Source organism: Sphingosinicella sp. (assembly GCF_052387495.1).
Taxonomy (GTDB): Bacteria; Pseudomonadota; Alphaproteobacteria; order Sphingomonadales; family Sphingomonadaceae; genus Allosphingosinicella.
Window position 1 is genome coordinate 1 of the sequence record NZ_JBQTJC010000208.1, and the last position, 10,968, is coordinate 10,968.

The 10,968-nt window shown below is 69.0% G+C and carries 13 protein-coding genes; 9 read left to right on the top strand and 4 right to left on the bottom strand.

Features of this window, described 5'->3' with window-relative positions; genetic code table 11:
* The 4 genes from ACT4N8_RS11600 to ACT4N8_RS11615 all read left to right on the top strand — a co-directional run.
* The coding region (locus ACT4N8_RS11600) for a P1 family peptidase (protein ID WP_444858283.1) at positions 1-829 on the top strand (829 nt) is incomplete at its 5' end.
* Between the two features lie 46 nt (positions 830-875).
* Positions 876-2,606 carry an arginine--tRNA ligase gene (gene argS / locus ACT4N8_RS11605; protein ID WP_444858284.1) on the top strand — a complete coding sequence of 577 codons (1,731 nt, stop codon included), beginning with the start codon at positions 876-878 and terminating at the stop codon, positions 2,604-2,606.
* On the top strand, positions 2,606-3,319 hold the full coding sequence (locus ACT4N8_RS11610) for an SPOR domain-containing protein (protein WP_444858285.1): 714 nt from the start codon (positions 2,606-2,608) through the stop codon (positions 3,317-3,319). Before argS ends, ACT4N8_RS11610 begins: the two co-directional genes overlap by 1 nt.
* Positions 3,320-3,381: 62 nt before the next feature.
* Entirely contained in the window at positions 3,382-5,364 is a 1,983-nt protein-coding gene (locus ACT4N8_RS11615; RefSeq protein WP_444858286.1) for an ATP-binding response regulator, read from the top strand.
* Here ACT4N8_RS11615 and ACT4N8_RS11620 read toward each other — a convergent pair.
* Complete coding sequence (locus tag ACT4N8_RS11620) at positions 5,330-6,028, bottom strand: response regulator (RefSeq protein ID WP_444858287.1); 699 nt, start codon at positions 6,026-6,028, stop codon at positions 5,330-5,332. The two genes, ACT4N8_RS11615 and ACT4N8_RS11620, sit on opposite strands and share 35 nt — an antisense overlap.
* 214 nt (positions 6,029-6,242) lie before the next feature.
* On the opposite strand from ACT4N8_RS11620, the gene ACT4N8_RS11625 reads away from it, so the two are divergent.
* Both ACT4N8_RS11625 and nagZ read left to right on the top strand, forming a co-directional pair.
* Positions 6,243-6,725 carry a hypothetical protein gene (locus ACT4N8_RS11625; RefSeq protein WP_444858288.1) on the top strand — a complete coding sequence of 161 codons (483 nt, stop codon included), beginning with the start codon at positions 6,243-6,245 and terminating at the stop codon, positions 6,723-6,725.
* Positions 6,726-6,836: 111 nt separating this feature from the next.
* Positions 6,837-7,838 (top strand): beta-N-acetylhexosaminidase, encoded by a 1,002-nt coding sequence (gene nagZ / locus ACT4N8_RS11630; RefSeq protein WP_444858289.1) that lies wholly within the window; start codon positions 6,837-6,839, stop codon positions 7,836-7,838.
* Here nagZ and ACT4N8_RS11635 read toward each other — a convergent pair.
* From ACT4N8_RS11635 to ACT4N8_RS11645, 3 genes are read right to left on the bottom strand one after another with little or no spacing between them, the layout of a single operon-like run.
* Entirely contained in the window at positions 7,835-8,248 is a 414-nt protein-coding gene (locus tag ACT4N8_RS11635; protein ID WP_444858290.1) for a hypothetical protein, read from the bottom strand. The two genes, nagZ and ACT4N8_RS11635, sit on opposite strands and share 4 nt — an antisense overlap.
* A 49-nt stretch (positions 8,249-8,297) precedes the next feature.
* Positions 8,298-8,783: a DUF421 domain-containing protein gene (locus ACT4N8_RS11640; RefSeq protein WP_444858291.1), complete on the bottom strand. Its 486-nt coding sequence runs from the start codon at positions 8,781-8,783 to the stop codon at positions 8,298-8,300.
* The gene (locus ACT4N8_RS11645; RefSeq protein WP_444858292.1) at positions 8,783-9,307 is read right to left on the bottom strand and encodes a hypothetical protein; all 525 of its coding nucleotides are present in this window, start codon (positions 9,305-9,307) and stop codon (positions 8,783-8,785) included. Before ACT4N8_RS11645 ends, ACT4N8_RS11640 begins: the two co-directional genes overlap by 1 nt.
* Positions 9,308-9,412: 105 nt before the next feature.
* Here ACT4N8_RS11645 and ACT4N8_RS11650 point away from each other — a divergent pair, with 105 nt between their 5' ends.
* The 3 genes from ACT4N8_RS11650 to ACT4N8_RS11660 form a co-directional block, all read left to right on the top strand.
* Complete coding sequence (locus ACT4N8_RS11650; RefSeq protein ID WP_444858293.1) at positions 9,413-10,180, top strand: segregation and condensation protein A; 768 nt, start codon at positions 9,413-9,415, stop codon at positions 10,178-10,180.
* Positions 10,177-10,791 (top strand): SMC-Scp complex subunit ScpB, encoded by a 615-nt coding sequence (gene scpB / locus ACT4N8_RS11655; RefSeq protein WP_444858294.1) that lies wholly within the window; start codon positions 10,177-10,179, stop codon positions 10,789-10,791. Before ACT4N8_RS11650 ends, scpB begins: the two co-directional genes overlap by 4 nt.
* A 30-nt stretch (positions 10,792-10,821) precedes the next feature.
* A partial coding sequence (locus tag ACT4N8_RS11660; protein ID WP_444858295.1) for a twin-arginine translocase TatA/TatE family subunit occupies positions 10,822-10,968 on the top strand: 147 nt, incomplete at its 3' end.

Here is a 10,968-nt window from a genome sequence, read left to right on the forward strand (position 1 = left end):
CGAGATCGAAACCCCGATCCTGCTCACCAACACGCTGAACGTGCCCGAGGCGGCGGCGGGGATCGTCGATTGGACCCTGGCCCGACCCGGCAACGAGGAGGTGCGCTCGGTCAACGCCGTGGTCGGCGAGACCAATGACGGCTGGCTGAACGACATCCGCGCCCGCCGAGTCACCCCGGCCCATGCCCGCGCCGCGATCGAGTCGGCGCGCGAGGGGCCGGTCGCGGAAGGCGCGGTCGGCGCCGGCACCGGCACAATCGCGTTCGGCTGGAAAGGCGGGATCGGCACGGCCTCGCGGCGCCTGCCCGCGAGCCTTGGCGGCTGGACCGTCGGCGTGCTCGTCCAGAGCAATTATGGCGGAGCGCTCTGCGTCGACGGGGTGCGCGTCGGCGAGGCGCTGGGGCAATATTACCTCCGCGACGAGACTAGCCGCGGCTCGGGCGACGGCTCGGTGATAATCGTCATCGCCACCGACGCGCCTCTGTCCGACCGCAACCTCCAGAGGCTGGCGAGCCGGGCGTTTCTCGGCATCGCCCGCACCGGCTCGCCAAGCACCAACGGTTCGGGCGACTATGCCGGCGCTTTCTCGACCCATGCCGACGTCCGCCGCACTCCCTCACGTCGCGGAGCCCAAGCGACGCTGGCCGAGCTGCCCAACGAAGCCGCCTCGCCGCTTTTCCAGGCGGTGGTCGAGGCAACCGAGGAGGCGGTGCTGAACTCGCTCTTCGTCGCCGAGGGGATGACCGGCCACCAAGGCCGCCGGATCGAGGCGCTCCCGGTCGACGAGGTGCTTCGGCTCCATCGGGCCGCCCGCGCTTCAAATCGCTAGTCCCATCCGCTAGAGCCGCGCCTCCCGTGCCTGGAAGAGAATTTCTGTGACGCTCTACGCCCGTTTCGCCGCGCAGCTCGATGCCGCTCTCGACGCCCTCGAGGCGGGAGGCGCGCTTGCGTCCGGCGTGGAGCGCAAGGCGGTCGCGGTCGAGCCGCCGCGCGATCCGGCGCATGGCGATCTCGCCACCAACGCGGCGATGGTGCTGGCCAAGGGCGCGGACCCGAACCCGCGCGCGCGGGCCGAGGCGATCGTGCCGAAGCTCGCCGCGCTCGATTTCGTCGAGAGCGCCGAGGTCGCCGGACCGGGCTTCATCAACATCCGCCTCCGCCGCGGCGTCTGGGAGGCGGAGCTCGCGGCGATCCTCGCCGAGGGCGCGGATTACGGCCGCTCCACCATGGGCGGCGGCCAGATGGTCAACGTCGAATATGTCTCGGCCAATCCGACCGGGCCGAGGCATATGGGCCATTGTCGGGGCGCCGTCGTCGGCGACGCGCTCGCCGCTTTGCTCGAATATGCGGGCCACCGGGTCACCCGCGAATATTATGTCAACGACGCCGGCGGTCAGGTCGATACGCTCGCCCGCTCGGTGCACCTCCGCTACCGCGAGGCGCTCGGCGAGGAGATCGGCGAGATTCCCGAAGGCCTCTATCCGGGCGCCTATCTGGTCCCGGTCGGCCACCGTCTCGCCACCCATTATGGCGACCGGTTCGTCGGCGCGCCCGAGAGCGAGTGGCTCGCGCTGTTCCGCCGCGAGGCGGTCGCCGACATGCTGGTCATGATCAAGGACGACCTCGCCTTGCTCGGCATCCACCACGATCTGTTCGCGTCCGAGGCCGAGCTGCAGGCGGCGGGCAAGCCCGAGGCCGCCGAGAAATGGCTGCGCGAGCGCGACCTCGTTTATGACGGCATGCTGGAGGCCCCCAAGGGCGAGACGCCGGAGGACTGGGAGCCGGTCGAGCTGCCCTTGTTCCGCGCCACGCGTTTCGGCGACGACCAGGACCGGCCGATCAGGAAGTCCGACGGGAGCTGGACCTATTTCGGCGCCGACCTCGCCTATCATTTCCAGAAAGCGCAATCGGCCGACCAGCTGATCGACATCTGGGGCGCCGACCATGCGGGCACGGTGAAGCGGATCCGGGCGGCGGTCGCGGCGCTGACCGAGGGCAGGACGCCGTTCGACATCAAGATCGTCCAGATGGTCCGGCTGCTGCGGGCCGGCGAGCCGGTCAAGATGTCGAAGCGCTCCGGCAATTTCGTCACCCTCGCCGACGTCGTCAAAGAAGTCGGCAAGGACGTGGTCCGCTTCACCATGCTGACCCGCAAGGCCGACGCGCAGATGGATTTCGACTTCGCCAAGGTGGTCGAGGCGTCGAAGGACAATCCGGTCTTCTACGTCCAATATGCCCACGCCCGCATCCGCTCGCTGCACCGGCGGGCGAAGGAGGCGCGCGTGGAGTTGCCCGCCGAGGCCGACCTCTCGTTGCTGGAGGGAGACGAGCTCGCGCTGGTCAAGCTCGCCGCGCAATTCCCGCGCATCGTCGAGAGCGCGGCGGCGGCGCACGAGCCGCACCGCATCGCTTTCTACCTCGGCGATCTCGCCGCCGCCTTCCACGCGCTCTGGAACCAGGGCAATGACGACCCCGAAAAGCGTTTCCTCCTGGCACAGAATCCCGATTTGACACGCGCGCGGCTGGAACTCGCCGACGCAATCGGGCAAATTATCCGCAACGGCCTCGCGCTGATGGGCGTCGAGGCGGTCGAGGAGATGTTGTGATGCCGCGCCGCCGCGATCAGGATGAGCCGCCGCCCGAGGTCGAGGCCGAGGAGGAATATGTCGCCGACGTCGAGTTTCGCGACGAGACGGTCGACGAGGACCGGCTGCCCTGGCTCGAGGCGGTCGAGGAGGATGACGACGGCGACGGGCCCTCGCTCGCCAAGATGGCGGGCTGGATCGTCATCGGCTTGATCGCGATCGGTATCGTCGTCGGCGGCCTGTTCTGGGCTGGCAACCGCAACCGCGAGGGCGGCAATGGCGACATCATCGCCGCGCCCGAGGGCGACTACAAGGTCCGGCCCGACGATCCGGGCGGAATGAACGTCGCCGGCGAAGGCGACACCGCCTATGCCGCGAGCGAGGGCGCCCAGCCGAGCGGCCGACTCGACACCAACGCGGTGCCCGAGGCGCCGGTGACGCGCCCGCAGCCGCAACCACAAGCACCCGCTCCGCCGCCGCCCGCGCCGCGCCCGGCGCCCGCCGCCGGCGGCGCGACGATCCAGCTCGGCGCCTTTTCGAGCCAGGCCGGCGCGACCCGTGCCTGGACGAGCCTCTCGGGCCGCTTCCGCTACCTCGCGCCGCTCAGCCATTCGGTGGTGCCGGTCCAGGCGGGCGGACGGACGCTCTATCGCCTCCGCGCCAGCGGCCCCGACGCCCAGGGCATCTGCCGCCGGCTCCAGATCGCCGGCGAGGCCTGCTCGGTCGTCGATTGACCCCGGCGCCGGTTCGCAAAGCGCCGCGCCCTCGCTAGGGTGAGGGCGAAGGGGGAACGTTCGTGGCGAGGGGGAGCGTGAAATCGGGCGGGCGCGAGGCGAGCTTCTTCGGCCGGGGCGGGCGCGCCATCTTCCGTCACATGTTCTGGCCGCCGGCCCGGTTCGAGCCCGGGGTCGAGGCGGAATTCCGCGCCGAATCGGTGCGCCGCTGGACCACGGCGCGCCACGTTGCGGTGCTGCTCATCGCCCTGATCTGGACCTCCTATTTCGGCTGGGACCTGTTCCACGCCTATCGCAACCAGAATTTCCGCTCGGCCGTCGATACGATCCTGATCCTGCGCGCGGCGGGCACCCTGTGCATCGCCGGGGCGGCGACTTTGCTGTTCGTGAAGCGCCGCAGCTACGCCGCGATCAGCGCCGCCTCGGCCCTGTGCGTGGTCACGCTCTATCTGCTCTCGCTGGGGATGATCGCGGTCGCGGCCTTCCCCTACAATTACCTCTTCTATTACATCTGCCTGCCGCTGATCCTGGTCTTCCTGTTCGGTCTGTTCCGGCTGGAGAGCCGCCTGGTCTACGCGCTGACGGCGCTGCTCCTGGTCGCGACGATCGCCTTCCTGCTTTTCGCCCAGACGACCGAGACGGAATCGCCGAAGAACCTGCTCGCCTTTCTCGGCAAGTCGCTCTCCTACTACAATGTCGCGGCGATTATCTTCCTGGCCTCCTTCTCGCTGATCGGCTGCGCGATCGCGGTCGAGCTCGAGCGGAGCGCCCGCGACGCCTTCGAACGCGAGCGCCAGCTTTCCGAACGGAACCTCTGGCTCGAAGCCTCGCGCCAGGAAACGCGGACCAAGACCCAGGCCTTGGTCAAGGCCAAGGACGAATTGCGCGCACTCGCCGAGCGGCAGAATATCGCCAAATCCAAGTTCCTCGCCGACGCCGCGCACGATCTTCGCCAGCCGATGCAGGCCCTGACCAATCTGCTTGGCGCTGCCCGCCATGCGCTGGAGCGCGGCGACACCGGGCGCTGCGACGAGGTGCTCGCGCTCGCCCAGGACGCCTCGCGGCTGACCCGGACCTCGTTCAACGCGGTGCTCGACATTTCCCGGCTGGAATCGGGCTTCGTCCGCGCCGAGCCGAGCGATTTCGACCTGCCCGAGCTGATCGAGGAGGCCGCCGCCGGCTGTCTGCCCGCGGCCGAGGAGCGCAGCGTCCGGCTGCGCTTCCGCTGGCGCGAGGCGCCGCCGATCGCGGTGCGCAGCGACCGGCACTTGCTCGGCCGTGTGATCGGCAATCTGCTTTCGAACGCGATCAAATATAGCGATTCCGGGAAGGGCGAGCGCCAGGCGGTGCTGATCGGGATCGTCTGCCTGCCGGGGCGGGTGCGGATCGATATCGTCGACAACGGCATCGGCATCGCCGAGGCGGACTGGGCACGGGTGTTCAGCCCGTTCGTCCAGCTCGGCAATGCCGAGCGCGACCGGGAGAAGGGGGTCGGCCTCGGCCTCTCGATCGTCAGCGCGATCATCCCGCTGCTCGACGAGCACCGCATCGACATGCGCTCGAGCGCGGGCAAGGGCACGCGCTTCTCGCTCGAACTGCCTTATGCCCAAGCGGCGCCGGAAGTGCTGGCCGGCCCGGTCCGCCCGCCCGGCGCGGTCGACCTCTCCGGCCTCTACGTCCTCTATGTCGAGGACGACGCTTTGGTCCGCAATTCGGCGCTCGTCCTCTTCGAAGGACTCGGGCTTCGCTACGAGGCCTTCGCCTCCTGCGCGGAGATGGAGGTGGCGCTGCCCGATTTCGAGCGCGAGCCCGATCTCCTCATCACCGACTATCGGCTGCCGGACGGGCGCACAGCCGAGGATGTGGTGCGCGCCGCCAACGCGGCCTTCGAGACCGAGCTGCCGCTGATCGTCGTCACCGGGGAGATGCAGAGCTTCGACGGCGGCCTCTGGCTCGGAACCGGGCGGGTGCTGCGCAAGCCGGTCTCGCCCGAGACGCTGGCGGCGGAGATCAGCGCGCTGTGTCTTCCAGCTGCGGCGGATTAGGGATCGCGATCCCGCGCCGCGACACCTCGACCAGCAATTCCGTCCGCCGCACGACGTGGAAGATGCGGAACAGCTTGGGGAGATAGTCCTTGCGCACCGTCCCTTCCTCGATCCCCATGTTGCGCGCGATCGATTTGTTGGGCAGCCCCTGGCAGACATAATAGAGGACTTCGAGCGTCCGGCCGGTGATGCCGAGCGATTCCGGCGGGATCCGCGCCGGCGCGGCGGGCAGAGCGGGCGAAAAGCCGCCGCGGCCGATCACATTGGCGGGCAGGAAAATGCCGCCCTCGAATACCGTATCGAGCGCGCGGCGGAAGAGGCCGTCGCTCTCCATGTCCTTGAGGATGTAGCCGCTCGCCCCTTCGTTGAGGCAGGCCATCACCATCTCCTTGTCGGCCCGGCCGGAAAGGATGATCGCGCGGGTGTCGAGCTCGCGCCCGCGCAGCCAGCGCAGGAAATCGAGCCCCGACTGCTCGGTCTTGAGATCGATGTCGAGGAAGGCGATGTCGAGCTTCGTCGTCTCGGCCGCGGCAACCGCCTCGTCATAGCTCGCCGCCTCGTGGATTCGCGCGTGCGGCTCGCTGATCTGGATGAGCTCGCGCATCCCCGCGCGTACGAGGCCCTGGTCTTCCAGAATCAATATGTCGAGCGGGCGATCGGTCATTCTCTTCCGGGTCCAGACCTAAACCTCCTTCTATCCCGGCCGCGCGCGTGCGGACCATCCGGCATTTGTCGGATGTGGTTCGCCCGGCATCTGTCGGGCGGGTTTCCGGACATCTGCCGGGCTGATTTGTCGTTGCGGCCGGTCAATGATCCTGGCCGTCGAGCGGGGTCACCGTCCGGCTTTCCGACTCAACAGACAAGGTGGGAGTTGCTTCATGTCCATCCGCTTCACGAAGGCCGCGATCGCCGCCGCCCTTGCCGCCACGGTCGCCGTGCTTCCGGCCTCGGCCCAGAACGTCAACGGCCGCCCCAATTACGGCACGGTCACCCTGCGCACCGGCTTCACCCCCGATCCGCGCGTCGTCGCCCTCCAGTCGGGCGGCGAGATCAACGCGGAGTCGATCAGCCCGGATTGCCGCGGCTTCATCAGCAACGCGCCGGACGTCCGCCTGAGCTTCACCGGTGGCAGCTCGCTCCCGCTGATCCTCTCGGTCGCCTCGCGCGCGGATACGACGCTGGTCGTCAATGCGCCGGACGGGCGCTGGTATTGCGACGACGACAGCGGCGTGAACGGCCTCAATCCGATGGTTCGGTTCAACCGTCCGCTTACCGGCCGCTACGAAATCTGGGTCGGCACCTACGGCAATGCCAGCTTGCAGCCGGCGCAGCTCAACATTTCCGAACTCCGCAGCCAGTAGGCTCTGCCGGCCGCGCCTGCCTGCGGCCCGGCATCCGTCGCTTGGGGGGAGGGGAGCGCCCGGTCGGCGCTCCCCTTTCACTTGGCCGTAGCGGGGCGCTATGGCGGCGCGATGCTGCCCGCAATCCTCGGCCTCGCCGGCACCGTCCTCAGCTCTGACGAGCGCGCCTTCTTCGGCGCCGTCGATCCGGCCGGCTTCATCCTCTTCGGCCGCAACTGCCGCGACCGCGCGCAGCTCCGTGCGCTGACCGACGACCTCCGCGCTTTGAGCGGGCGCGACGACCTGCCGATCCTAATCGACCAGGAAGGCGGGCGGGTAGCACGGCTGCAAGCACCCGAATGGCCGGAATTTCCGCCCCAGCGGCGCTTCGCCGAGCTTTACGAAAAAGCGCCGATCAGCGCGATCGAAGCGGCGTGGGTCAACGCTCAGGCGATCGCGCTCGTCCTCGCCGATGCGGGGCTCAACGTCGATTGCCTGCCCTTGCTCGACGTGGCGCATCCCGGCGCGCACGACATTATCGGCGACCGCGCGCTCGGCGACGAGCCGATGCGGGTCGCCGCGCTCGGGCGCGCCGTGCTCGACGGCCTAGGGGCGGGCGGTTGCGTCGGCGTGGTCAAGCACATCCCCGGCCACGGCCGGGCGACGGCGGACAGCCACAAGGAGTTGCCCGTGATCGCCGCCGGCGCGGACGAGCTGGCGGTCGATCTCACCCCCTTTCGTGCGCTCAAGGACGCGCCGATGGCGATGGTCGCCCATGTCCTTTACCCGGCTTGGGACGCTCAATGCCCCGCGAGCATCTCGCCGACGATCATCGGCGAGGTAATCCGCGGGGAGATCGGCTTCGACGGCCTGCTGATGAGCGACGATCTCGCCATGGGCGCGCTGACCGGCACGGCGGGTGAGCTCGCGGCGGCGGCGGTCGCCGCAGGCTGCGACCTCGCGCTGCATTGCTCGGGCGATCTCGCGGACAATGAGTCGGTCGCCGAGGCGCTGCGAGACCTCGGATCGGAGGCGCGCGAACGTCTGACGCGGGCGATGGCGCGCGCCGGACGGGGTTCGGGAGATTATGCCGCGCTCGCCGCGAAGCGGGACGCGCTGCTGGCGCTGCTCTAGCGCCGGGGCGGCGGCGTTTCGTAGCTGAGGCCACTGCTCGTGCCGAGCGTGATCGGGCCGCGCGGGCGGGGCGGGATCATCGTCCGCACGGCCTGGAACAGGCGGTTGGCGTCGGCGCCGCTTCGGGTGCGCACGCACAAGGTGACCTCGCCCTCACGGCCCCAGCGCCGCGTGTCGAGGCCCGCGACGCCCCGGTCGGCGACGAGCAGCGCCTCCACCCGCGTCCGGGTCGGGCCATCGATGCCCATCGCATAGCTGCCGAAGACGATGGTGAGCGCGCAGGCCTGCGCCACACCCCCAACCGGCGGGGGTGGAGGTGGCGGCGGAGGCGGCGCCGGCGCCTCGTTCGCCGTCCGCTGCGCGCAGGCGCCCAGCGCCAGGATCGCGAGCATGGTGACGCACCGTCTCATCGCGCCCCGCTACCACGCACTCCCGGACGTGGGAAAGCCCACATCCGGTTCACGCGGCGCCGCGCTCGTCCCGCTGCTTGGTGGGCTCGCCGGTGGGCGATTTTCCGATGAAACTGACCTTGCCCTCGGTCTCCAAAATCGCCCAGTCGACATCCTCGATCCGGGCGATGCCGGCGAACCGCATCTCGGCCTCGATCTCGCTGCGGGTGAGGCGGTCGCGGCGCAGATTCGCCTCAATCAGCTTGCCGTCGCGCACGACCACCACGGGCGTGCCCTCGAGCACTCGCTCGGCGCGCGGCGAGAGATAGGTGAGCCAGGACAGCGCGACCGCCCAGAAGGCGAAGGTCGCGGCGGCGAGCACTGCGCCGGTGAGGCTGAAATCGTTATGAGTGACGCCCTGCTGGATGAGATCGCCCATCACGACCAGCAGGACCAGCTCGAACGGCGTCATCTCGGAGAGCTCGCGCTTGCCCATCAGCCGGAGCAGCGCGAACAAGGCGAAGAACATGATCGTGGCGCGCAGGACGATATCCATCAGGGCAGCACCGTGATTTCGAGGGGCATCGAGGCGAGCTCGGAATCGCCGTCGAAGACCGCGATCCGCCCTTCCGTTCCCCAGACCAGGGCCGGGTTGATCTGGCCGTCGATCTTGACCTCGATCGTCTCGCCCGGCTCGGCGGGGCCGTAGGACAGGTGGAACAAGCCGTCCTTCGATTCCTGCTCGCCCGGCTCGGGAATCGTCGTGTTGATGGTGAAATCGCGCAGCAGCTCGGGCGACAGGGCAAGGCGGAGGTCCTCGAACCGCCGCCGCGGCGTGATCCGGAAGCGGAACTCGAACAGCACGCCGCTGCGCATCACCTGCGGCACCGCGGCCTGCAGCTCGACCGCATCGTTTCGGACGCTGCGCCAGTCGGTCGCCTTGCCGCCGAACAGGCCGGCGAGCGCGAGCAGCAGGATGGCGCCGAGCACGATCAGCGGTAGCAGGCTCAGCAGCCGGGCGCGTCCAGGGTGGAGGGCGAGCGCCTCGCGGCCGATTCCGTCGGGCAAGGGAGTGGCCATGCGGCGGCAACGCTTCGGTGGCGGAACGGCTCCCCGTGCATCCGCCTGTGGAAAAGTCCGCATTCGCCTTCGACAGTTGGCGGACTTCGCCTTAGGCTTCGCCGCGTGACCGAATCCGACGACGAATTCGAGCTGGAGAGCCTTCCCGCGGCGGCCGACGAGCAATTGACGCTCGATCTCGACGGCTGGGAAGGGCCGCTCGACCTGTTGCTCACCCTCGCCCGGGCGCAGAAGGTCGATCTCGCCAAAATTTCGATTCTGGCCCTGGTCGAGCAATATCTCGTCTTCATCGCCGACGCGCGGAAGCTGAGGCTCGAGATCGCCGCCGATTATCTCGTCATGGCGGCTTGGCTCGCTTATCTCAAATCCTGCCTGCTCCTGCCCAAGGACCCGGACGTCGATCCCAGCCCGGAAGAGCTGGCGATGCGGCTGCAGCTCCGCCTTCAGCGGCTGCAGGCGATGCGCGAGGCGGGCGCCCGGCTGATCGCGCGCGACCGGCTGGGGCGCGACGTCTTCCGCCGCGCGGCGCCGGAGGGGCTGAAGGTAGTCCGCCGCTCGGCCTGGCAGTCCGACCTTTACGACCTCATCGCCGCTTATGGGGTGGTCCGCGCCCGCACCGAGCCTTCGGTCCATATCGTCGCGCGGCGGCCGGTGATGACGCTGGACGAGGCGATCCACCGGCTCGGGCGGATGATCGGCGCCAGGCTCGAATGGACCGCGCTCGAGGCCTTCCTCCCCGAGACGCAGGATCCCGAGTTCCGCCGCTCAGCATTGGCCTCCAGCTTCGTTGCCACCCTCGAGCTGGCGCGGCTGGGCCGGGTCGAGATCGAGCAGGCCGAAATTTTCGCCCCGCTCTATGTGAGGGCGGCATGAGGGAGCTTTCGGATGGGCTGCGCGCGGTCGAGGCGACCCTGTTCGCGGCGGAAGAGCCGCTGAGCGCAGCCGAGATCGCGCTTCACGTCGGCGAGGGCGTCGATGTCGCCGCCGCGCTGGCGGAGCTCGAAGGCCATTATGCGGGGCGCGGCGTCGAATTGGTCGAGCGCGGCGGGCGTTGGCATTTCCAGACCGCCGCCGATCTCGCTCATATCCTTCGGCGCGAGCGCGAGGAGAGCCGCAAGCTCAGCCGCGCCGCGGTCGAGACGCTGGCGATCATCGCCTATCACGAGCCGGTCAGCCGCGCCGAGATCGAGGCGATCCGGGGCGTGCAGATCTCGAAAGGCACGCTGGACGTGCTGATGGAGGCGGGCTGGGTGCGCCCCGCCGGCCGGCGTGAGGTGCCGGGCCGGCCGCTCACTTATGCGACGACTCAGGAATTCTTGACCCATTTCGGGCTAAAGAGCCGCCGCGATCTGCCGGGGATCGACGATCTCAAGGCGGCGGGGCTGCTCGATCCGGTCGATATCGCGCTCGAGCGGCTCGGCCTGGAGGGGGACGAAGACGCGGACGGCGAGGTCGAACTGGAAACTGACGCCGAAGAGGCCTAAGTTCCCCTGCGACGCTAGGAGATTTTCAAAATGGGTGGTTTCAGCCTCTGGCACTGGCTCATCGTTGGCTTGGTCGTGCTCCTGCTGTTCGGCAAGGGCCGCTTCTCCGACATGATGGGCGACGTCGCGAAGGGCCTCAAGAGCTTCAAGAAGGGCATGAGCGAGGACGAGGAGGCG

Bases quoted from the DNA above. Each gene is read 5' to 3' on its own strand.
- ACT4N8_RS11635 (WP_444858290.1), bottom strand. From the start codon at position 8,248: ATGAGACGGTGCGTCACCATGCTCGCGATCCTGGCGCTGGGCGCCTGC.
- nagZ (WP_444858289.1), top strand. From the start codon at position 6,837: ATGCTGCCCGCAATCCTCGGCCTCGCCGGCACCGTCCTCAGCTCTGAC.
- ACT4N8_RS11645 (WP_444858292.1), bottom strand. From the start codon at position 9,307: ATGGCCACTCCCTTGCCCGACGGAATCGGCCGCGAGGCGCTCGCCCTC.
- ACT4N8_RS11625 (WP_444858288.1), top strand. From the start codon at position 6,243: ATGTCCATCCGCTTCACGAAGGCCGCGATCGCCGCCGCCCTTGCCGCC.
- scpB (WP_444858294.1), top strand. From the start codon at position 10,177: ATGAGGGAGCTTTCGGATGGGCTGCGCGCGGTCGAGGCGACCCTGTTC.
- ACT4N8_RS11640 (WP_444858291.1), bottom strand. From the start codon at position 8,783: ATGGATATCGTCCTGCGCGCCACGATCATGTTCTTCGCCTTGTTCGCG.
- ACT4N8_RS11610 (WP_444858285.1), top strand. From the start codon at position 2,606: ATGCCGCGCCGCCGCGATCAGGATGAGCCGCCGCCCGAGGTCGAGGCC.
- ACT4N8_RS11620 (WP_444858287.1), bottom strand. From the start codon at position 6,028: ATGACCGATCGCCCGCTCGACATATTGATTCTGGAAGACCAGGGCCTC.